This is a genomic window from Neolewinella aurantiaca, assembly GCF_008014675.1.
GTDB classification, from domain to species: domain Bacteria; phylum Bacteroidota; class Bacteroidia; order Chitinophagales; family Saprospiraceae; genus Neolewinella; species Neolewinella aurantiaca.
In genome coordinates, this window is sequence record NZ_VOXD01000014.1 from 51477 (window position 1) to 74283 (window position 22807).

The window sequence follows — 22807 nt, forward strand, 5'->3', positions numbered from 1 at the left end:
AGATGACTAGCAGACAACTTTTGTTCCGTACCGTTGGCGCGGGCATTAACGCCGTTTCTTACGTGAGCCCAAAAATTGCGGGTCGGCTGGCTTTTCATCTCTTCAGTAAGCCTCCGGCCCCCAACATCCGCCCCAAGGAGCGGGCCTTTCTGGACACCGCCACCCGTTTAGACATCTCTTGGGAGGGGATGAATATCCCTGTCTACAGCTGGGGCCCGCCCGCCGGTAAAGTCGTGTTCTGCGCTTACGGATGGGGTTACAACGCCGGCCGCTGGCGGCACTACGTGCCGGCGCTTACCGAAGCCGGCTACCGGGTGATAGCCTTTGACCCTCCCGGCCACGGACTGGCGCCTTCCAGCAACACGGACTACCCTAAGATGGTCGAGATCGAAAGCACCATTCTGCGTCACATCGGCGGTTGCGAACTGGTCCTTTGCCACTCTTTCGGTGGCGGCTGCCTCATCGAAGCGCTGGCGGGCTTACCTCCGGCACTTCACCCGAAACGTGCCGTAGTGATGGCTGTTTTCTCGGAAGTGAAATGGATTTTTCAGGTATTCACCATCAGCCTTGGGTTACGACCTATCATCTTTGAAGAGATGCAGCGCTATATTCAGAACCGGAGCGGGCGTAAGCTGGAGGAATTCGATGTAGCGCTGAACGCTCACCATTTATCCGACGTAAAAGCGCTGCTTATCCACGACCCGGAAGACAAGGTAACCGCCTTTCGTAACTCACAGCGCAATCACAGCCACTGGGTCAACAGTGCTCTCTACGCGCCCAGCGGTACGGGGCACCACCTTGGTACAGCCGGTGTTACCAGGGTCGTCCTTACTTTCCTGAAGGAAGGAACACTTCCCGAAAGCGCGCGCATCAACCACGGTGAATTGGAGCCCCTGCCCGCCATGATTACTGCAGAAGACCTGGCTTCGAGCGGCGGGGTAAGTGACTACTATACTTAAGAACCTGGTGAAGGATGAGGCGTTCTGGGGACTGCCGATTCATTCCTGCCAACGGTCTTCCGGCAGTCTACGTCTCTAATGATCACCGCGTAATTCCGGATAAAGAATTGCTGTATCGATAGTGTAAATTTCCCTACTCAGGTTCCCCGCAGCATCAAGTTGGTAAACCGTATCAAAACGATAAACAGGGCCCTTGATGTTATTTATAACGGGGGTAGTGTCGATATTAGAGGAGGGGTTCTCAGCCCGAGAATCCGCACCTTTTGAAAAGTGAATACTTTCGCCTTTGACTTCATTCGTCGCCTTTTCCACCTCATACTTCCTCAAGCCGAGCCCTATCCCTCCTAGCAAAAACAGGAACAGTAGACTATGGGGCCAGTACTTTAAAATCCTGCGGGTAGACGATTCGGGGAGTTTTGGTAGGTTCGGATCGACAATTGCTTCTACGGGTTCGTTTGCCTGAGTTTCAAGGAGGTGTTTCATTCCGGACCAGTCCTCGGCAGTAGGAATGCTTTGGTGTTCGGCAAGAGTTTCCCGCCACCGGTTTTCCCAGTCTGTATGTTTGGTGCTTTTCATAACGGCGATTCGTTGATGGAGTTAACGACATGGTAGTGAGTGCGCAGTAGTTCCCGTGCTCTGGCAAGGCGCCAGCGGCTGGCGGCTACGGTGATTTTTAGTTCGTGGGCAATTTCCGCGTGGGAAAGCCCATCAAATACGGAGAGGCTGAAGACGATTCGGAGGTAATCTGGTAAGGCGTGGAGTAATTTGAGGATATCCTCGGCATTCAGGTTAGCGAGGGCTGAGCTCGGTACAGAGACTGGAGGCACAAAGCCTTCCGGCTGGAAGCGACGGTTTGCCCGGTCTTTGTCACGGATTACGTTAAGTGCCGTCCGCCGGATGACAGTAGCGAGCCAGGCTTCTGGTTTTCCGTCTTCCTGATACTCCCGCAACGACTGAAAGACCCGGAGCATCGCCTGGTTGAGGACAGCGACAGCTTCCGACCGATCGGCAAAATGCCGCTGCACGATGGGCAACAACTTCGGGAAATGCATACGATAAAAAGCCTCTTGGGCACGGTGATTACCTTTTATGCACGCGGAGATTAGTAGTTCGGTGGTCATGTGGTTTGGTCGTTCACTTCTATTAGCACCGTATTGGGACGGTGCGTTAGTGGACGAGGCGTTTTTTCACCAAACTCGACAGGCGAACTTTTTCGCGTCGCAAGGATGCTGAGAATTCACTAGGGTTACGCTTTTACCTTAGACACAGTCGATACCATGGCGTATTGGCGAAAAAGAATTCGACTGGCGAGTTTACCTCCGCTCGCCAGTCGAATTCTTTTTTGTCGCTCTAGGGTAAAGAAAACCTTCATCAGGGCAGATAACATCCGTCTGCAAGCAAAGACATCTCTAGTTGTCCAACAAAAGAGTTCGCCTGTCGAGTGCGGAGAAATCATTGTCCTATAACTTGACCGTGCAACGCTCCCCCTACCCAGCTCCCTCAACCTCCGCTGCACCTGCGTCCGCGCCCTTAAAATGTCGTTAAAAACGCATCATCCCAAAAATGCGGTAAACCCTTAGGTCCTGCCAAACCTTTACCTTACAAATGTAGTTCTCAGCCTACGATCCTTGCTTGCTTAGCCTTTGATGACAGCTTAAATTTGTCGATGGCATCAGGTACAGGATAATGCGCGGTTGTATTTCCACGTTAATGAACAGCGGTTCTTCCCTTCCGCCACCCAAAAAAAACCCCATACTGTCCTACTCCGGTATGGTAAACACAAGCTTATGAAATCTCGCGGCACACTTCTTCTATCCGCTATTTTCGTTCTGGCTGCATTCGTTGCTGCCGTTCTGCCGGAAACCGCCCCACCCGGCGACAAAGAATCCGTAATCATCCAGACGATGATGCGTAACCTCGAGCGTTTCCACTACCAACCTATGGACATCGATGATGAGTTCAGTGAGCGTGCGTACGATTATTACCTCAACGACATCGACGGTGCCCGCCTTTTCTTCACCGCCGAAGACCTGGCCGCATTCGCTCCCAACAAACTCGCCATCGATGATCAAATCGCCGCCGGCAGCTACGAGTTTTTCGATCTGGCTCAGGAACGCTGGATGGCTTCGCTCGACAAAACCGAAAAGTGGTACAAAGAAATCCTCGCCAAACCCTTTAACGTAGACAAAGGCGGCGAGATTAAAATGAGGGACGATGACTCCGGTTGGAGCAAAAACGATAAGGAACTCCGCCAGTACTGGGAGGACTACATGAAGCGGGACATCATCAACCAAATCGTGAACAAGCAGGAAGAATACGAAACTGCTGTCGAGAACCGCGCGAAGATGACAGACGCCGAAAAGACAACCGCTGACGAGGAGGACCCGCTTGTGGAGCAATCTGTTGCGGAACTGGAGCAGGAAGCCCGCGAAAAACTTCTCGAACGCTACGACGACTGGTTCGAGCGGATGCGTAAAGCTAAACTGAGCGCAAGGAGAAGCCAGTACCTCAACGCCCTCACGTCGATGTTCGATCCGCACACGACCTACTACCGGCCGAAGGACAAAGAGAGCTTCGATATTCGCTTCAGCGGCCGCCTCGAAGGCATCGGGGCAACACTCCAGAACAAAGATCAGTACACCAAAATCTCTACCCTGGTAGTAGGTGGCCCGGCCTGGAAAAGCAAAGAACTCGAAGTGGACGATCTCATCCTTTCCGTTCGTCAGAAAGGAGAAGAGGAAGCGATCGACATCAAAGACATGCTCGTTGAAGACGTTGTCGGGTTCATCCGCGGCAAGAAAGGGACGACTGTTTTCCTGAAAATCAAGAAGCCGGACGGAACCATCAAAGAAGTCAGTATTGTCCGCGACATCATCGTGATTGACGACAACTACGCCAAGTCGCTGATCATCGACGGCGTTGACGAAGACCAAAAAGTCGGGTACATCAACCTGCCCAGTTTCTACGCTGATTTCCAGAACGAAGACGGACGCTTCTCGGCCAAAGACATCAAGGCTGAACTCATCAAGCTGAAAGACCGCGACGTTGACGGTGTGATCCTTGACCTCCGCAACAACGGCGGTGGCTCACTGCGCGACGTAATCGACATGAGCGGCTTCTTCATCCCTGAAGGCCCGATCGTACAGGTTGCCGGCCGTGGCGGCCGCAAGGAAATCCTGGCCGACAAAGACCCCTCGGTTGTGTGGGACGGCCCGCTGATTGTCCTCGTAAACCAGTATTCCGCCTCCGCCAGTGAAATCCTCGCCGCGGCTCTGCAGGATTACAACCGGGCCGTAATCGTGGGTAGTACCCAAACCTTCGGTAAAGGCACCGTTCAGCGTTTCATCGATATGGACCGTACCATCCCCGGCCGTTCCGACATCAAGCCACTTGGCACCGTGAAACTGACGATGCAGAAATTCTACCGTGTCAACGGCGGAGCGACTCAGCTCCGCGGAGTTGTGCCGGACATCATCCTGCCCGACAGCCGCGCCCTGCTCGAAACCGGTGAGCGCCAGCAAACCGGCCCACTGCCATGGACAGAAATCGCAGCCGTAGAATACGATCAGGACGTTTACAGGATTCCGTTTATGGAAACGCTCCGTGAACGCTCCGGCAACCGTGTGGCTCAGGACCCTGTGTTCCTGAAAATCCTTGAAAACGCTAAGCGTTTCAAGCGCCAGCGCGACCAGGACACTTACCCCCTCAACCTTCCCGCTTACTATAAGATGATCGACGCGAACAAAAAGGAAGCGAAGCAATTCGAAGACCTCTTTGAGAGCGACGTAAACTTCAATGTTACCAACATCGAGGTCGACCTTGAAGAGATCAAAGATGATGAGAGCAAGGTTGCCCGCAACGAAGAATTCAAAAAAGGAGTTGCCAAGGATGTATACATTCATGAAGCACTCAACATCCTTAAGGACATGAGAGAGCTGGAATAGGAACATCCGAACAATCCGGACAAAATGAACGGGCTGTTGCACTACGTGCGGCAGCCCGTTTTTTATTTGGCGGCCAGTGCTCTCTGCGCTTGTTCTATGTGTCGCCAGTTGTGGTAAATTACTACCCGCAGAGTATCGCCCAGCCGCAGCCGGATGAGTTCCGTAAGGCTGGTTCCGGTTTTAGTGCGGGTCAGGTCTACCTTTTCTGCCAGCTTCAGTAACTCAAGGGTTTCCTCCTGGCACCTAATGAAGCGGGGCAATTCGTCCTCTCCCACAGGGTGCGGGAAATTACCGGGGTTGGCACTTTTGGGTGTACTGATTTTCCTCATCTTTTCGCCGGGTTTCATCCCCGCTGCAAATTTGTTCCCCAACCACGAGGAGGTGAAGGTCGGTTGAGCACCTTTGTATTTTGAAGCCGCAATTTGTTTCCTGATTTCGGGCAGGTAGTATGCGCTGTAAAAATTCAGATGGCCCAGGCATTCGAGCGCATTCCATGCGTCCGGGCGCGGCCGCAGGTGCAATTTTTGGTTAGGATAAGCAAGGAATCCCTGAGCGATGCGGAGGTTTTTTTCGGTACGCTCCGTTAATGCTGCGAGGAGTTCTGTTGTGCTGCGGGCTTTCATGCGCTATTTTTGGGTTGACGCAAAGGTCGGTGACCATTTGTCCCTGAAACTTGATTTGACGCAAGAATTATCTCGCCTTCAACCGGGACAGGGTTTCTGCCGTCATCCGCAAATAGTTGGCGATGTATTTGGCGGGTACTTCCTGAAACAACCGCGGGCTGCGTTCGGCTACCCGCCGGAAACGTTCGGCCGGGTCGTTGGTGAGCAGATCGATTTCGCGCTCCAGTTGCCCCACCACCATCCAGGAGAGAATCTGCTGCCAGATTTTATTCAGTTCCGGGTCATTAACGATGGCTGCATTGTACTTCGATTTCCTGATTACACGGACGGTTGTTTTACGCAGTGCACTTGCATAAAGCATTGTGGGGCCGCCGGTAAAAAAGCTGTCCATCGCCACCAAAAAATCGCCCTGATAGGCAAAGCGGATAATTTGCTCGTCGTCGTTCACCAGTACGTAAGCGCGCAGTAGCCCGGAATCGACATAATAGACGTTATCGTCCCGGTCGCCGGCCAGGTGGAGGTGGTCGCCGCGTTTGAGTTCAATGGTTTTGTGCCAGAGGTCGTTTTCCTCAAAGTAAGTATGGAGCGTTGATATCGGGGAAGGCATTCAGAGGAGCTAAACATGATTATAAGCCGAATATACGCAGGCGGTCAGCTGCTTCCGCAAAGCTCCAGCAATCTTCGGTAAAGACCGTCAGGCTTGCTGGCATGCCGGGTCATTTCGCCTTCAGCGTTGCGCAGCAGGAAAGAGCCTAAGCACATACCAGTATGATCGTTGCCGATCCGGTCCGCAACGGCAAAAATGATCCACTCCTCACCGGTCTCGATCCCAAGTCCGCAGGAGCTGTTACGATAGTCCTCGTAAAACCACCCGACGGGATCACCTCCGAAGTGATCCTGCATTTGGTAAGTTATTACCGTTTTATTCTCCCAGGCATCCTTACCCTCCCAGGGGCCTGCCGGCTCAAACCTTCCCGTAATCAGGACACGCGCGGTGAAACTGAAGTATTCCAGAAGCGGCTTATCCATGCGCAACGGAGCGCAGTCACAGGCTGACACTGTCGAGAGCATAAAGAGAAAAAACAGTGTCGGGCAAGAGCGCATAACTGCAAGATGCCTGATCACCTGAAACTGGCGGGGGGCGCAGGGCTAACGCATAGAATTCGATTTTAAGCTTTTAGCTTGAGATCATAGTCACCACCTAACAGCTTGCAACCCAAAACGCTTAGCGTTTTCAGAAGCCCATCCCCCGTGGGACCGCCGAAGGCAGCAGCGAAGCTCACGGGTTGGGCTGGGGGTCCAACACGGCTTAACTAGCCTATGCATTAGACCCGGCGGAGGGCGGGGAAAGTTTTCAGGTACTTATGGAATCCTTCCTTGCCCGTCGTCCCTAGGAAAAAACCAACGGACTATGCGCTATTTTTTCCTCTTGCTTCTTGTAACCTTTCTTTGCACCTGCGGCCGCGCCCAGGTCACCGTTACCGCATCCATTGCCCTGGCTGACGACCAGTGCAACCCGGTCATCAACGACCCCAATACGGATTGCATCAGCGTGCCGGCCGGCAACGATATGCTGAGCTACCTGCCCGGGCAGGACGGCGACATCATCATTACTTACCGGCTCACCAACAACACGGCGGGAACGATCACCCAGGCATCCGTTACGGACAGCGACCGCGGCTCTATCGTTCCCGTTTCAGTCGTCAACATCCCTCCCGGCACGACCGTAACCGCCAACCGTATCTACCCCGCCGAGACCACCCCCCGCACAGTGACGCCAACGGTAACCGCTAACGTCGAAAATTCCGCCGGAGCCAGCCTGAGCGTGACCAATGACTATACCCTTGATGTTGTCGCTCCCGAAGTCTCCGTTGAATTCGGTGTTGCCCGCCAGGCCGATGTATGCGACAACGAGCCAACTGCCCCCAACTGCCCTGTCCCCTACGGAGCGCTGAACGGACAAACCGTAACCATCGGTGCCCTCGATACCTTCACCACCCGCTTCGCATGGACCAATTCCGGGCTCAGTACTTTCGACATGGAGAACCTTGTCGATCAGGATGATTTTCAGATCGCCAATACCGGTTTCGATCAGGAACCTGGCCAAACGCTCATCTCCTCCCGCCACTGGGAGGCACCCGCCGCCCCCGGCACTTACAACTACAGCCAAACCCTCACCGTAACCGACATGGGAGGAAACGTAGTAACCGAAACCGTAACCTTCATCGTGATCGTTGAAGCACCCATGGTAGAAGTTGAATTCGGCGTCGCCCGCCAGGCCGATGTTTGCGACAACGAGCCAACTGCCCCCAACTGTCCTGTCCCCTACGGAGCGCTGAACGGACAAACCGTAACCGTCGGTGCCCTCGACACCTTCACCACCCGCTTCGCATGGACCAATTCCGGGCTCGGTGCTTTCGACATGGAGAACCTTGTCGATCAGGACGGCTTCGAAGTCGCAAGTACCGGTTTCGATCAGGAACCTGGCCAAACCCTCATTTCCTCCCGTCACTGGGAGGCACCCGCCGCCCCCGGCACCTACAACTACAGCCAAACCCTCACTGCAACCGACATGGGAGGAAACGTAGTAACCGAAACCGTAACCTTCATCGTGATCGTTGAAGCACCCATGGTAGAAGTAGAATTCGGCGTCGCCCGCCAGGCCGATGTTTGCGACAACGAGCCAACTGCCCCCAACTGTCCTGTCCCCTACGGCGCGCTGACCGGACAGACCGTAACCGTCGGTGCCCTAGATACCTTCACCACCCGCTTCGCATGGACCAATTCCGGGCTCGGTACTTTCGACATGGAGAACCTTGTCGATCAGGACGGCTTCGAAGTCGCAAGTACCGGCTTTAATCAGGAACCTGGGCAGACCCTCATTTCCTCCCGCCACTGGGAGGCACCCGCCGCCCCCGGCATTTACAACTACAGCCAAACCCTCACCGCAACCGACATGGGGGGCAACGTAGTAACCGAAACCGTAACCTTCATCGTGATCGTTGAAGCACCCATGGTAGAAGTAGAATTCGGCGTCGCCCGCCAGGCCGATGTATGCGACAACGAGCCCCTCGCCCCCGTCTGCCCCGTATCCTACGGAGCGCTGAACGGACAGACCGTAACCGTCGGGGCCCTCGACACCTTCACCACCCGCTTCGCATGGACCAATTCCGGGCTCGGTACTTTCGATATGGAGAACCTTGTCGATCAGGATGGCTTCGAAGTCGCAAGTACCGGCTTTAATCAGGAACCTGGCCAAACCCTCATTTCCTCCCGCCACTGGGAGGCACCCGCCGCCCCCGGCACTTACAACTACAGCCAAACCCTAACCGCAACCGACATGGGAGGAAACGTAGTAACCGAAGCCGTAACCTTCATCGTGATCGTTGAAGCACCCATGGTCGAGGTGGAGTTTGGCGTTGCGAACCAAAACGATGTATGCCCGGATGAACCCGTTGCTCCTAATTGCCCGGTCCCGTATGGCCCGCTAAACGGCCAGATGGTGACCGTAGGGGCAGGAGACACCCTGACCACCCGCTATGCCTGGACAAACACCGGACTCGGCGAATACGATCTCATCAATATAGTTGATCAGGATAATTTCCAGGTCGCCAACACCGGGTTCGATCAGCAGCCCGGTCAGACCCTCATCTCTTCACGCCATTGGCCCGCTCCGGCGGAGCCGGGCATTTATGATTGGAGCCAGACCCTGACCATCACGGATAAGGGAGGAAACACACTGGTCAGAACGGTTACATTTAAAGTACAAGTAGATTGCAACCTGTCAGACATCGCCCCCCCTACCGCACTTTGCCGCGACCGTAGTTTCACCGTATTAGAGGGAACGACATTGAACATCAACCCAAGTGACCTGAACGACGGCAGCTTCGATGGTTGTGGTCCCATTGCCGGGGGCAGCATCGACATCAGCAGCTTCACTTGTGCTGACGAAGGCATTAATGTAGTGACGCTAACCGTCGGCGACAGCAACGGGAACCTGGCAAGCTGCACCTCCGATGTAACCATCAACGTGGAGGGAATCATCTACGAGGGGATCAACAATGACTGTGAGTCTTCGACTTCTCCGGTAACGGGAGGGCAAGCCTGGCAGGACATCTTGTCGCAGGACGGTCAGGTAATCGCGCAGGTGATCATCGGCAGCAACACCAATATCGCTGCGGTGAGAGCAACCGTTTATAAATCTGCAGAAATGACCGAATTAGTAAGAGGACAGGCATACCTCAGCAAACGCATCAACCTGGAAATGCTTGATGCAGGAGACAATGTGGTACAGCCCAATACCGACCCTATTTACGTTCGCCTCTACTATACCGAAGCTGAAATTGCGGCCCTGACGGCTGCGTCTCCGGGTAGCAGCCCGGCAACATTTACTGTCTTTAAAACCAGCGACACTGACTGCGGAGCCGGCTATTCGGGCGCCAACGCTTTAGGGATGAACACTTCTTTCCACAGCACCGGCTGCACCGGAGAGGATGCCTACCTCGAATTCTTTACCGGTCAGTTTTCCACCTTCTACCTTTTCGCAACTGAAGCCATCCTTCCGGTAGAGATGACCAGCTTCGAAGCCCATGCTGACGATAAGCAACGCGCAGTTCTCAACTGGTCTACTGCTACGGAATCAGGCAGTAGCCGCTTCGACGTTGAGCACAGTTCCGATGGGCGCACTTTCCGTTATGTGGGCGCGGTCGCAGGTGCAGGGGAAAGTTATGAAGAGCGACGTTACGAATACCTCCACCCCTCCCCGGTTTCTGGCATCAACTACTACCGCCTTCGCCAGGTAGACCTGGACGGTACCGAAACCCTGAGCGATGTTCGGGAGGTTACCATTACCGGCCCCGTTAAACTCGTCGCGTACCCCAACCCGGCTACGGACATACTTTCGCTCAGAGGCTTTACCGGAGGCTCCGTCTCCGTGGTCGATATGCAGGGGCGTACGGTTCTCCGCACCACCTTGTCTGAATTCGGCTCATTGAACGTAGCGGAATTGGCCACAGGAGTTTATCTGTTGCGTACCGGGGAAGAGAGCATCCGCTGGATCAAACAGTAATGGCTGCGCAGCATAAATGCTGCTGCACCAGAAAGACGCACATAGTTTCCGGATGGCTTACATTCGGTTACCCCATCGGGCCTGGGCCCGGTGGGGTTTTTACTTGGGTTTGTCGATAAAAAATCACCGTTCCGGGCTGGGCTGTTAGCTTGGCAGCAACAACTGAATATTTATCATGGGAGCTAATGGTGCACAAAAGAGCATATCCGGAAACCGGGCACTTCGCAGAGGGAGGAACAACCTTTTTGAGCGGAAAGGACCGACAAATACTTTCCGGCACGATGGCAAGAAAATCCAGACTCCGGCTCACATCAGGGAAAAGTACCGTAATAAACTTATACAAGAACAAGCTGCCGACCGCAGGAGGTCACTTTACGGTTTTATTGCCGGAGTGGTCTTCTGTCTGATCGTGTGGATGTGCTGAAAACAAGGCGTACCCTTTCTGAACCCTTAAACATCGAGGTTACGACCTTCAGTACTTTGCTACCTGCAAACAAGGCAAATAGGTACATCCGAATGCAACCTGTCTAAAAAAGCCGATAGCCTGCCATCAGTTTATAGCGTGAATAATTGTATCCGTAAGAGATGATGAAAGGGATGGGGGCATCCAACGAGGCTATCAGCTGAAGCCGACGGTTCAATTGGCAGTAAACATTGGCCTGGAGGCCTCCTTCTCTATCCTCTCCAACGTAATACCAGTCGGACCTCGGTTCCCATTCTACTGCTTCCACCAGGGTGGATTCACCGTCTACCCAGCGGTAACTTTCACCCCTGTAAGTTGTAAATGATCCAGACTCTCTTAAAAGCCCCTCGGTACGAATCCCCAGTGAAAGACCCCAGCGGTGATCGATGGTATACCGGTAGGCTAAAACTCCCTGCCAGTAAATTCGCTCCTGTTCAAGGTTTCCGAAATACTTCGCAGAATAAGTAGTGTCTCTTCTTTGTACCCAGTAGTAATCAACGCTTCTTTTCACGTGCCCCTGAATGGTGTAACGATCCAGGGCTAGACTGCCACTCAGTTGTAAAGAGGATTTGGGAGAGAGGCGTAGCCTGAGGTTCAGACCTATTCCAGCTCCCGGCTTTACGACCGTACCGCTGTGCTTATTCTCTCCTTTATAGCTGACGGTTTGAACGCTTACACCACCAATTACCGAAGCTCCCCATTTTCGGTGCATTTCCTGTCCGGAAAGAAAGGGGTTAAAGAGACCAACAAGAAAAAGAGTAAGGATCAGGTGTTTCATAAAAGGTGCTTTCAATAAAAATTCAGACGATTATTCCGTATTCAGCCAGCAGCCCAGGCAGGCCTTCCACCGAGAACCGTGTCCCTTTGATCCTGTTTTCCTCCGGAGAGAAGCGGTAGTTCCGGGCCGAACGGAAATCGGCCTTTCGCAGATCAGTACGTTCGAAGATGGCCCGTTCCAGATCGCAGTCATCAAAGGAGGCCTCCTGAAGGTCGGCTCCGGTAAAATCCGTTTCCCGCAGTACGCAATCTTTGAATTCCGTCCCCTTGAGTTTCCATTCGCGGAAGGTCACAAACTCCAGGTTACAGCGTGAGAAATTCACTTTGAAGAGAAAATCCCGACAATCGTCGAAGTGGACTCCTAACAGTTTACAGCCCTCGAAGCTGACTGTTTTCATCGCTGATTCATGAAGTCTGGCGTTGGTCAGGTCGCAATCCCTGAAGGTGCAATCCGTAAAGAGGCGTTCCCTCAGGTCTCCTCCCGCCAGCTGGCAATTGACGAAAGTGCAGTTGTCGTAGTCGCCTGGCAAAATCTCAGATGCTTTGTCGAAAACCTTATCTTCAAAAATGGGAAGCTTGCTCATAATTTCCTGAAATTATTGTTCTGTAGACGTATTCAATCATCAGGCATTGCCGCTTCTTGAGGCGCGAGGCCAGTAGTTCTAAAACCGAAGCGAGACCTTTTCTTTCATCAGCGCGAGCGACACAAACTCTCCGTCGTCATCAATGATCATATCATCCTGACGGCGGCAGCAGAGTCCGCAAGCCGCAGGAGCCTGATAGGTGCTAAGCTGGTAGCGGTGCTTATCCCGATCCGTAGCGTATTCGGCGTATTCCTGATAAATCACGGGGCCGTTGCCGTAATCTCCGTCGGTTTGAGCGACGACGTTGCGGCCATTCATCACAATTTCGAGGTTCTCCCCCATACGGCCAAAGACGGGCTTTCTGACGTAACCGTCGAGCGGGCGCGGCAGGTTTGCCGGATCAAAAGCCGTTGGCAGCAATAAAGGATGCCCCGGGTTATCCTCCCATGCGTAGGCGAGCAGAGCTTTCGACTGCAACAGCATCGTCCAGGCGGGATTAAAAACGCGCAGCTTTTTGGCCATCACGAGTTCGGCGAGGTACTCCCATAGTTCCGGTTCTTCGAGGGCGGCGAAGTCCCAGGGGAAGAACTTGATCATGGTGCCGTAGTGGATCCATTTTCCGGTTCCTGCTTCGTAGAAGACGCCCTCATCGGGGTTGATTTCCAGCGTTGGCAGCATCACGTTATCCGTCCGGCCCCACTTAGCGGCGGTAGAGACTTTGGCAAGTACATCGACGTTGTGGCTGTCGTCTTCGCTACCCAGGTGGGTAGCGGCGATGGCGGTATCTGACCGGCCGCCCCCGAGGCGGCGGGCGTTGGTTTCCAGTGCTTTCAGCAGGTCGTTCGGTGCCGGCCGCAGGCCGGCTTTACGAATTACTTCGGGCTGGATGATCGTTGTTTCGGGCAGGAGGCTGGCGGTATCGGCGTTGAACTCGATCAGCTTCAGGGGCAAATCATCGAGCCCTCCCGCGAAGTCAAAGCGCCCCACAAGGAAGTTATCCCACTCGTTTTCAACCGACCATTGCACCAGCGGCCGCGCAAACTCAGGAATGCCCAGCCCCGCAAGGCGATCGTCCATGAAAGCACTCTTCCTTGCGGCAGTCCGCAGAATATCCCAGGCTTCGTCTCCGGCGCGCAGGGCGGCGGTTGCCTCTGCCGGTCGGAGGCTGAGAATTTCGTCCGCGAGATAATCTTCGTTCTCGCCCTGTGCGTAGTAATCCAGGCCTTGCTTTTTAAACCAGCGGTCTTTAAGGCGGGGGGCATCGGTTAGGCGACTATCCACCGAAAGAACGGGTTGATTTTCCGCCGCCAAACCCTGACTTAGAGCGGGTAGTTGATTTTGCTGAGCTCGACATCCGCGAACCGGCATTGTTGGTTGCGCTCTGGTGGGCGTTGCTGTTCACATAGGCGCCAGCGCTTGGCGTTCCGCCCATCCGGCCCAGCATCAGGAAACCCCAGTAGCCCATACCGGCGCTGCGCATCGAGCGGCCTTCGTTGCTGTCCGGGTCGGCGACCTGCGACATGAGTTTGGCCTGATCGAGGGTAAAAGTGTCGCGGTCGCCCGCGAGGTCTTCAACGATGATGCGGCTGTCGGCCACTGCATCGACCGGAACTTCTGACTCTATTTTAAAATCACCGGCGCTCACTTCTTTCACAGTGGTAATGAGGCCTTCGGTGGGGACTTCGATGGTTTCGGTATCACTACCACACGAGAAAAGCGTGAGGCCCAGGCCAACTGAAAGCAGAGCGGGAAGGATAAGGTGCTTACTTAACATGTAACTAAATTTGATGCTGTAAGATAAGGGCTTTCTGCGGACTATTCAGGCGCTTTCCGGGCGCGGGCGCAGGTGCCGTGGGAGTTGTAAAGCGCAATGTCGTGTTTAAAGTAGTCGCGGCTTCAGCCGCTGACCTGGAAAAATACTTTAGGGCCCCATCGCTGATCGCGTCTGCTGTGAGCAGTATCTTCGCCGTCAGAACACCAACGAACCAACGAACTAAAATTCCAACCGCGTGCACATCATCCCCGCAATAGACCTCATCGACGGCAAATGCGTCCGTCTAACCCAAGGCGATTACGACCGTAAAACCATCTACAACGAAGACCCGCTGGCCGTTGCCCGTGAGTTTGAGGCCGCCGGCCTCAAGCGACTTCACGTTGTCGACCTCGACGGCGCCCGCGGCGGCGGTATCGTGAACCACAAAATTCTGGAAAAAATCGCCGGTGGTACCAGCCTCCACGTAGACTGGGGCGGCGGCATGAAATCCGACGAAGACCTTCGCATTGCCTTCGAATCCGGTGCAGCCCAGGTTACCGGTGGCACCATCGCCGTTAAAAACCCGGAGGTTTTTCTCGGTTGGATCGAACGCTTCGGTGCGGAAAAGATCATCCTCGGCACCGATGTTCACGGAGACAAGATCGCCGTTTCGGGCTGGGAAGAATCCAGCGACCGGGAACTCTTCGAGTTCCTGCAGGACTACGTCGGGAAGGGCGTTCGCTACACCATCTGCACCGATGTGAGTAAAGACGGATTGCTGCAGGGCACCGCCCGCGAGCTTTACGCCCGCATCCGTAAAGAGCAGCCTGATGTCCACCTCATCGCCAGCGGCGGTGTTGCCGACGTCTCCGACCTCGAAGCACTCGCCAAACTCGACTGCTTCGGCGTCATCGTCGGCAAAGCCATTTATGAGGGGCGAATTTCACTGGAGGATTTGGTGAAATTTCAGTAACCTTGATAGGTTTAAGGACGTTATTCAGCGCCCTATTCATTAGCTTCTGTGGTGCTCCGAGACGAGGCCCGCTACAATAAAAAAGCCCCGGCTGCATAACTGCAACCGGGGCTTTCTGTTCGGCAGGCTTCAGCCTGCGGGTCTTCAGGCATCAGCCTGAAAACTCTGAGGATCAATTACCCGCCAAAGTCATCAAAAGCGATGTTCTCTTCCGGAACACCGAGTTCGGCAAGACCTTTGATGACCGACTGGTTCATCATCGGAGGGCCACAGAAGTAGTACTCGATTTCTTCCGGTTCGGGGTGCTTACTGAGGTATTCCTCCATCGCTACGTTCATGATGTAGCCTTTGAAGCCGTCGCCCGGAGCATCGATGTCTTCCTTCACTTTCCAGTTGTCTTCTTCCTGGGGGTTATCCAGGGCGACGTAGAACTTGAAGTTCGGGAATTCCTTCTCGATTTCACGGAACTGCTCAATGTAGAAAAGCTCGCGCTTGGTCCGTCCGCCGTACCAGTAAGAAACCTTACGGTCGGTAGTCTTGAGGGTGTGAAACAAGTGGAAGAGGTGGCTACGGAGTGGGGCCATACCGGCACCACCACCAATGTATACCATTTCTTTTTGGGTAGGCTTGATGAAGAACTCACCATAAGGACCGGAGATCGTTACCTTATCGCCTGGCTTCTGATCGAAGACATAGCTGGAACAAACACCGGGGTTCACGTCCATCCAACCGTTCTTCTTACGATCAAACGGCGGCGTAGCGATACGAATGTTAAGCATGATGATATCGCCCTCGGCCGGGTGGTTGGCCATAGAGTAAGCACGGAACTGCTCTTCGTCGTTGACCATCTTAAGGTCCCACAGCTTGAAGTTGTCCCATTCGCTCTGGAACTTATTCGGGTCGTCGCCGTGGTGCTCTGGGTGAGCGGAAATGTCGATATTCTTGTAATCAACGGTAACTACCGGTACATCGATCTGGATGTAGCCGCCGGATTCGAAGTCCATTGTTTCACCCTTAGGCAACTGTACTACGAACTCCTTAATGAAAGAGGCAACGTTGTAGTTGGACTTAACGGTACATTCGAATTTCTTGATACCGAAGATTTCGGCAGGAATTTGTACCTCCATGTCCTGGCGCACCTTCACCTGACAAGCCAGGCGTTTGTGCTCCGCCGCTTCGCGGCGGGTAAGGTGGTTGAGTTCCGTTGGCAGAATGTCACCGCCGCCAGAAGGAATATGGCACTCACACATAGCGCAGGTACCACCACCACCACAGGCTGAAGGCAAAAAGATGTTCTGATCAGACAGTACATTGAGCAGCGAACTACCCGGTTGGACCATCAACGGGTTTTCGGTATCACCGTTAACGACGATTTTGACCTCACCCTGAGGAACAAGTTTTTTGCGGGCCACGATCAGCATCGTGATCAGGGCCAACACCACTGCGGTGAAAATCAGAACCGCGTAACCAATAGTAATCATTCTATTCGGTTTTTATAGGTCGGGCGACGCCAAAAGGGAATCGCCGTTTTATTTTGTTGTACTGACGAAAGAGATAAACCCATCTTTCGGTTCAGCAAATTGTGTCAAATTAAGAACAGGAGCAATTACAGCTGAAGGTTTTTCTTCAGTTTGCCGCTCCTTTTCCTCGTGCTACTTAGCCGGGTTCCAGCCGCCAAATACTGCGGGGTCGATACCAGACAGAGAAAGGAAAGCAAGGCCCATAAGACCGGTGAGAAGGAACGCCATACCCAGACCTCTGAGTGCCGGAGGCACGTTAGAGTAGCGGATACGCTCCCGGATTGCAGCAATCGCAATGATGGCCAGGAACCAACCGAAACCGCCGCCAAGGCCGAAGGCGATGGACTCAGTCAGGTTGTACTCACGGCTAACCATGAAGAGGCTACCACCAAGGATGGCACAGTTTACCGTAATCAGCGGAAGGAAGATACCCAGCGCCGCATAAAGCCCGGGACTGTACTTCTCCACCACCATTTCCACCAGCTGTACGGTAGAGGCAATTACGGCAATGAAAACGATGAACCGCAGAAACTCTAGCTCGAAGTTTACCAGCAGGAACTCGTTGATGAGCCAGTTGATCGGCATCGTGATACCCAGTACAAAGATTACCGCAAGACCGAGGCCAAAAGCAGTAGATAATGACTTGGAAACCGCCAGGAATGAACACATGCCCAGGAAGTAAGCCAGAATCATGTTTTCGATGAACGCTGACTTGATGAAAATATTTACGAAATCGCCCATGGGGAAATTGTATTTAGTCTATTGGTAATTTGGTGTTTTGATAGCTTGGCTTCAGGGTACGCAGGTTTTCTCTGACGTACCAAAAGACCAAAGAACCAAAATTCTAACTAATGTCTACGAGTTTGGGGTTACGTGAGCGCTGCCACCAGATCAGAACGGCAATCACGAACATAGCCGCGACGGACATTACCATGAGGTTGTTGTTGGCGTACCAACCGAAGTAGCTGCTGCCCCATTGGTTAGCTGTCGCCGTATCAATGATATATTCCTCACCCGGGCCGATGAAACGCATAACGATAGGAGAGCCAGCAAAAAGCGTACCCTTACCGAAGATTTCACGGATGGCACCAACCACTACGAGGATCAGACCGTAACCGAGGCCGTTACCAACACCGTCGAGGAAAGAACGCCAGGGCTTGTTGGCCATCGCGAATGCTTCCAGACGTCCCATTACGATACAGTTCGTGATGATGAGGCCGATGTAAACAGAAAGCTGCTTGTAAACCGGATAGTTGATTGCCTTCAGAGCTTCGTTTACCAGCGTTACGAGTGTGGCGATGATTACCAGCTGAACGATAAGGCGAACAGCCTTGGGGATTGCGTTGCGGAGCAACGAAGTAACCAAACTGGAAAATGCACAAACGAAAACCACCGCTACGGCCATCACAAGAGATGGGTAGACAAGGGAGGTAACCGCAAGCGCAGAACAAACGCCCAGTACCTGAATGGTAATCGGGTTGTTGTCCAACAGTGGATCAGTGAGAAGGACTCGCTCCTTCTTCCCGAACAATGGTTCGTTCTTTGGGACTTTTGTTTCGACAGTTGTAGCCATGTTGATGGATATTTATCAGGTCGGAGAACTGAAGTTTTCCGGATTAGCTTTTTATTGAGAGTTACTACTTGGAGGAGCCGTTACCAACTTCCTTCATGTAGGGTTCGTAGGCTTTCAGGCCTTTGTACAGCATATCAGAAACGCCGTCGGCAGTAACCGTAGCGCCGCTGAGTCCGTCTACTTCGTGCTCCATGTCGATAGCGCCGCCTTTACGGACATTTACGGAAACGTACTTGCCGTTGTCGTAGATCTTCTTGCCGGCGAACTGGCTTTTCCATTTAGTGTTGTCCTTGATTTCAGCGCCAAGCCCCGGGGTCTCACCAGCGTGGTCGAAGGAAACACCGGCAACGGTATTCATGTCGTCCTGGAGGGCAACGTTACCCCAGATGGCATCCCAAAGACCGCTTCCGCGGACGCTGAAGATGTAGTATTTGGAACCATCCAGTGCAACTTCGTACACTGGGTAAAAGCGCTCGCTTTCGTCCTTTTTACGTTCCTGAGCCATATCGACTTCGATGGCGTTTTTGCCTTCAACGGTTTCGCCGTCGGCCATTACCACCGCCTGCTGCACCTGCTGCTCGAAGATGTCGAGTACTTCCTGATCGGTGAGGTCGGCGACAGATTTCCCTGCTTTTTCGAGCGGGCCGGAAATGGCCTCCAGAATCTGGCGCTTGTTGAAGATGTCTTCGTTCTTTTCCGCAACCGGTCCGAGCATCACTTTGGATCCGGCGAGCAACAGTGCTACCAGCACCGTCATAATCAGAGCGAACGTGTAGATGTATTTAGTACTCATGGTTATTCTTTAAAATTTCTTTGACCGGGCGCGGCCGCAGGTGCGAAGTTTGCTTTTCGGAGAGGCAGTGTCGAAGGATTCTTCACCCGGCCTTTATCCTTTCTTTGCACCGGCGGTCCCGCCTTGATACAACATTTCCGGAAGCCTTACGGACGTGTCCGCCAGCCGCCAAAAGTGCTACTGTCCGCTGGTGTTACCAACCGGGACGTAATCTGAATTTTCGTCGAACACGGGCAGGTCACCACGCTTGGTGATCAACTCGTTGCGCTGCTCGGCCATGGCTGCTGTGCGTTTGGCACGGCGGTTCATGTTGGCCTGGTAGACGTAGTGGTCGATGAGTGGAGCGAAGGTGTTCATCAGTAAGATGGAGAGCATCCAGCCTTCCGGGTAAGCGGGGTTCATCACGCGGATGATGAGGCCGATGAAAGCAATCAGGAAACCGTAGATCCATTTACCGGTTGGTGTATCGGCAGAGGAAACGGGATCGGTAGCCATGAAGGTGATCGCAAACAGGAAGCTACCCATGATCATCTGGTAGTACCACGGAATTGCCATGAACTTGAATACACCGTCCATATCTTCGGTAAGTGCATCCATCGGAGGAGCAATAGCGTTCATCATCAGAGCACAAACAACGAAACCGATGAGGCCGCCGAAGATTACGCGGTAGTCAGCGATTTTGGTCACGATCAGGAAGATCATACCGAGTACGATCAGGGGTACGCTCATTTCACCGATAGAACCGGGGATACCACCCCAGAACATAGCATCGGTAGAGTAAACAGCCGTTACGCCTTCCCAGCCTTCTTTGGCTGCAATACCAAGCGGGGTTGCGCCGGTCCAACCGTCAACAACCGCCTGTCCTCCCGCGCCGAACTGGCTGAGGCCGACACCACTGAAGATCCAGTCGAATAAACCGTGAGCCCAATTGTAGCTGGCCGCGAAGTACTCGGTGCCGACTTTTTCGATGCCACTCACCCAAACTTCGTCACCGGAGATGGTGGTAGGGTAAGCAAAAAAGATGAATACACGTGCGAGGAGGGCTACATTCCAGATGTTCATACCGGTTCCGCCGAAAGCTTCCTTACCGAGAATTACGGCGAAGGCGATGGCGATGGCCAACCACAGCAGGGGAATATCGGGAGGCATGATGAGTGGAATGAGGGCTCCTGAAACCAGGAAGCCTTCTTCGATTGCGTGGCCTTTACGGCCAGCGTAGAAGAACTCAATACCGAGGCCGACCACGTGGGTAACGACGAAGATCGGCAGGATTTGAATCAGGCCGTAAACGATCTTAAGGTGAAACCCTTCAAGCAGACCAGTATGCTCTCCCAGAGCGAGGAAGTGCTGGTGACCGATGTTCCAGGTACCGAAGATGTAAAGCACCTGCAGAGCAAGTACCACATTTACCATCAGGCGCTTAAGGTCCATACCGTCTTTGATGTGCGTGCCATCGGAAGTAACGGTATCGGGCTGAAAGAGGAAAGTGTAAAAACCGTCAAATACGGTATGGGCCATCTTGTTTTCCTTGGATGGCTCGTACTTCTTGACGAAATCGTGTAATGCTTTCATATTGCTATTCTAGCTGGAGACACACCACCGAAGTGGGCGTCGATTGTTCTTTGTGAATTATCCCTGTTCGAGCATGGTGTTGAGGCCACTGCGCAGAATGTTCTGCAGGGGCTGCTTAGACACACAGGCAAATTCTGCCAGGGCTACGTCTTCTTCTACCAGTTCGTAGATTCCGAGACCTTCCATTGCCTCAAAGTCCTGCACCAGAATGGATTTCATCAGCTGCTGGGTGTAAACATCCATTGGCATCACTGATTCGTAGACGTTGTTTACCACGAAGGCACGTTTCTCGCCGTGGGTATTGGTGGTAGCCTCGAAGTCCCCGAAAGTAGGGATTGTAGGAGATACCGATCCGCGAGGCTTAAGAGGAAGCAACCAGCCGAAGATTTCAGCTTCATTACCTTCTTTGAGTACCGTTACCTGGCTTTCAAAGTAGCCGAGGTAGCCATCGGCTCCTACTGCATCACCGGTCAGTACGTTACCGCTGATCACGCGGACATTGTCGAAGGTATTGCCAGCAAGCAACTCACCAAGATTGGCACCAGTGTAAGTACGTACATGGCGGGGAGCCGCGAGAGGTGCACCGGTAAGCGCAACTACACGCTCGGAATTGTAACGACCGTTTTTGAAGATTTCTCCAATTACGAGCACTGCATTTACATCAAGTGTCCACACTGTGTTCTCGCCAACTCCTGCTGGGTGAATGTGGTGCATTTGTACACCAACGTTACCGGATGGGTGAGGGCCGATGAAGTAACGCTTCTCAGCGCCGCGAACGGTAGAAAAAGCAGTTTTCCCTTCTTCGCGACCGTCGAGGCCCAGATACACGAGACCATCGGTCAGGCGACGCAGAACGTCGATTCCTGCCTGGAAAACGTCTTCGCGACCAGCGATCTGCAGTTGGCTGTTGGCAGCCAGGGGGGCAGAGTCGAAGGTGGAAATGAAAATATCACGCGGTGTTACCTCGGGGTCCGCAACAATGTTGTAGGGACGCTGGCGGATGCCAGCCCATGCGCCGCTCTCAAGGAGGAACTCGACGAGTTCCTCGCGTGAAGCACCTTCGGCAGGAACGGTATAGGTGCGGCTCACCTGATCTTTATCAGCCAGGATAACAATACTGGCGATAGACCGCTGCAGGCCACGGTTAATTTCGATCACCTCTCCGCTGACGGGGGCTACGAACTTGATCCGGTCCTTTTTCTTATCGAAGAAGATCACCTCGCCCGCTTTAACGGAGTCGCCAACTTCGACGATTACCTTGGGGATGGGCTTCAGACCGATAAAGTCCGGGGGCATGACGGCAAAACGAGTAGCAGAGATGGAACCGTCTACTACGTCAGAGGCTTTACCTTCCAGTGGAATGTCATACCCTTTATTGAGCTTGTAGGTATGCTCGCCCTCGAGATAAGCGGGCGTCTTCTTACTGAAGAGTTCACTAATCCGGGGATACAGCCCCATATTCACCTTCTCTCCGTTGATCCCGGACTCGTTAGACTCGATAACCATGAAGTTATCGGCCACGCTGACCACGATGAAAAAGAAGATTAAAAGAGCTACGGCGGCCAGGCCGTAAAAGAGCAAATTACCCCCATCGGCTTGAGCCTGAGACTGGAAAGTAAGGTTAACCAACACCATCAGAGAGAGAATGCCGGTCAGTCGCTTAAGAGATTTCATACGCCTGATTGCGTTAAAACTAAGATAAGTAGCTCGAGACGAGCCTGAAATTAGCCCGGAAGGCCCGTTTTTAAACGGTCTTTCCAAGTTTGCCGCAAAGTTACAACTTCGAATGGTTCTAAGCCAGTAAGTAAGGGCCATGTTGAATAGCAACCTCTATTTAGACAAAATCTATTTAACAGCCGCCTTCTTTTTCTCCTACCTGTGTAAAAATGTACAGCCTGTTGAAAATGGATGTTAAGATGAATTTAACCGAACAATAACCGGCCCAACGAGACATACCAAACAATTCGATTTCGCCTCGGAAACGGTAGGAAAGTAAGCAGGAGTGGTATAAACTGTCGACTTTAGTGTTCTTTAGTAAGAAGGGATGATTATCTTTATGGCTCTAAAAAAAACCTGCCGGCGTGACTATGGCACATATTTTCCGTCATGCCTAGGGAAAAGAATCTGCTCTGATGAAGCAGCGTGTTAGTTTTTTGATTGCCAGCCTTTGGCGATGTGACAGGAGCCTTCTCCCGACAAGGGAAT

Annotated in this window: 19 protein-coding genes; 4 read left to right on the forward strand and 15 right to left on the reverse strand. The window is 53.1% G+C overall.

Features of this window, described 5'->3' with window-relative positions; translation table 11 throughout:
* The first annotated feature begins 2 nt into the window (after positions 1–2).
* Positions 3–959 carry an alpha/beta fold hydrolase gene (locus FUA23_RS10590; RefSeq protein WP_147930714.1) on the forward strand — a complete coding sequence of 319 codons (957 nt, stop codon included), beginning with the start codon at positions 3–5 and terminating at the stop codon, positions 957–959.
* A 75-nt stretch (positions 960–1034) separates the two neighbouring features.
* Here the strand turns inward: FUA23_RS10590 and FUA23_RS10595 are convergent, their stop codons facing one another.
* Complete coding sequence (locus tag FUA23_RS10595; protein WP_147930715.1) at positions 1035–1535, reverse strand: hypothetical protein; 501 nt, start codon at positions 1533–1535, stop codon at positions 1035–1037.
* Entirely contained in the window at positions 1532–2080 is a 549-nt protein-coding gene (locus FUA23_RS10600; protein ID WP_147930716.1) for an RNA polymerase sigma factor, read from the reverse strand. Before FUA23_RS10600 ends, FUA23_RS10595 begins: the two co-directional genes overlap by 4 nt.
* 666 nt (positions 2081–2746) lie before the next feature.
* Here FUA23_RS10600 and FUA23_RS10605 point away from each other — a divergent pair.
* Positions 2747–4903, forward strand: coding sequence for a carboxy terminal-processing peptidase (locus tag FUA23_RS10605; RefSeq protein WP_147930717.1), 2157 nt, complete (start codon positions 2747–2749; stop codon positions 4901–4903).
* 62 nt (positions 4904–4965) lie between these two features.
* Here the strand turns inward: FUA23_RS10605 and FUA23_RS10610 are convergent, their stop codons facing one another.
* From FUA23_RS10610 to FUA23_RS10620, 3 genes are all read right to left on the reverse strand, one after another.
* Positions 4966–5526, reverse strand: a complete 561-nt coding sequence (locus FUA23_RS10610; RefSeq protein WP_147930718.1) for a DinB family protein — start codon at positions 5524–5526, stop codon at positions 4966–4968.
* Between the two features lie 67 nt (positions 5527–5593).
* Positions 5594–6133 carry a Crp/Fnr family transcriptional regulator gene (locus tag FUA23_RS10615; RefSeq protein ID WP_147930719.1) on the reverse strand — a complete coding sequence of 180 codons (540 nt, stop codon included), beginning with the start codon at positions 6131–6133 and terminating at the stop codon, positions 5594–5596.
* A 44-nt stretch (positions 6134–6177) separates the two neighbouring features.
* Complete coding sequence (locus FUA23_RS10620) at positions 6178–6555, reverse strand: hypothetical protein (RefSeq protein ID WP_147930720.1); 378 nt, start codon at positions 6553–6555, stop codon at positions 6178–6180.
* A 382-nt stretch (positions 6556–6937) separates the two neighbouring features.
* On the opposite strand from FUA23_RS10620, the gene FUA23_RS10625 reads away from it, so the two are divergent.
* Positions 6938–10594: a T9SS type A sorting domain-containing protein gene (locus FUA23_RS10625; RefSeq protein WP_147930721.1), complete on the forward strand. Its 3657-nt coding sequence runs from the start codon at positions 6938–6940 to the stop codon at positions 10592–10594.
* A gap of 527 nt (positions 10595–11121) precedes the next feature.
* On the opposite strand, the gene FUA23_RS10630 is transcribed toward FUA23_RS10625, so the two are convergent.
* The 4 genes from FUA23_RS10630 to FUA23_RS10645 form a co-directional block, all read right to left on the reverse strand.
* On the reverse strand, positions 11122–11835 hold the full coding sequence (locus tag FUA23_RS10630; RefSeq protein ID WP_147930722.1) for a hypothetical protein: 714 nt from the start codon (positions 11833–11835) through the stop codon (positions 11122–11124).
* 22 nt (positions 11836–11857) lie between these two features.
* A complete protein-coding gene (locus FUA23_RS10635) occupies positions 11858–12418 on the reverse strand; it encodes a pentapeptide repeat-containing protein (protein WP_147930723.1) in 561 nt (186 codons plus the stop codon).
* A 78-nt stretch (positions 12419–12496) separates the two neighbouring features.
* Positions 12497–13699 carry a glutathionylspermidine synthase family protein gene (locus FUA23_RS10640; protein ID WP_187270967.1) on the reverse strand — a complete coding sequence of 401 codons (1203 nt, stop codon included), beginning with the start codon at positions 13697–13699 and terminating at the stop codon, positions 12497–12499.
* The gene (locus FUA23_RS10645) at positions 13692–14192 is read right to left on the reverse strand and encodes a hypothetical protein (RefSeq protein ID WP_147930725.1); all 501 of its coding nucleotides are present in this window, start codon (positions 14190–14192) and stop codon (positions 13692–13694) included. The genes FUA23_RS10640 and FUA23_RS10645 overlap by 8 nt, the downstream gene beginning before the upstream one ends.
* 235 nt (positions 14193–14427) lie before the next feature.
* Between FUA23_RS10645 and hisA the strand changes: the two genes are divergently transcribed.
* On the forward strand, positions 14428–15144 hold the full coding sequence (hisA, locus tag FUA23_RS10650; RefSeq protein WP_147930726.1) for a 1-(5-phosphoribosyl)-5-[(5-phosphoribosylamino)methylideneamino]imidazole-4-carboxamide isomerase: 717 nt from the start codon (positions 14428–14430) through the stop codon (positions 15142–15144).
* A gap of 176 nt (positions 15145–15320) precedes the next feature.
* Here hisA and nqrF read toward each other — a convergent pair whose 3' ends face one another.
* The 6 genes from nqrF to FUA23_RS10680 form a co-directional block, all read right to left on the reverse strand.
* The gene (gene nqrF / locus FUA23_RS10655; protein WP_147930727.1) at positions 15321–16625 is read right to left on the reverse strand and encodes an NADH:ubiquinone reductase (Na(+)-transporting) subunit F; all 1305 of its coding nucleotides are present in this window, start codon (positions 16623–16625) and stop codon (positions 15321–15323) included.
* Between the two features lie 171 nt (positions 16626–16796).
* Positions 16797–17405, reverse strand: coding sequence for an NADH:ubiquinone reductase (Na(+)-transporting) subunit E (nqrE, locus tag FUA23_RS10660; protein ID WP_147930728.1), 609 nt, complete (start codon positions 17403–17405; stop codon positions 16797–16799).
* Between the two features lie 103 nt (positions 17406–17508).
* On the reverse strand, positions 17509–18237 hold the full coding sequence (locus FUA23_RS10665) for an NADH:ubiquinone reductase (Na(+)-transporting) subunit D (protein WP_147930729.1): 729 nt from the start codon (positions 18235–18237) through the stop codon (positions 17509–17511).
* Positions 18238–18301: 64 nt separating this feature from the next.
* On the reverse strand, positions 18302–19030 hold the full coding sequence (gene nqrC / locus FUA23_RS10670; RefSeq protein WP_147930730.1) for an NADH:ubiquinone reductase (Na(+)-transporting) subunit C: 729 nt from the start codon (positions 19028–19030) through the stop codon (positions 18302–18304).
* A 177-nt stretch (positions 19031–19207) separates the two neighbouring features.
* On the reverse strand, positions 19208–20602 hold the full coding sequence (gene nqrB, locus FUA23_RS10675) for an NADH:ubiquinone reductase (Na(+)-transporting) subunit B (protein ID WP_147930731.1): 1395 nt from the start codon (positions 20600–20602) through the stop codon (positions 19208–19210).
* Positions 20603–20659: 57 nt separating this feature from the next.
* Positions 20660–22276 (reverse strand): Na(+)-translocating NADH-quinone reductase subunit A, encoded by a 1617-nt coding sequence (locus tag FUA23_RS10680; RefSeq protein ID WP_147930732.1) that lies wholly within the window; start codon positions 22274–22276, stop codon positions 20660–20662.
* Positions 22277–22807 lie beyond the last annotated feature (531 nt).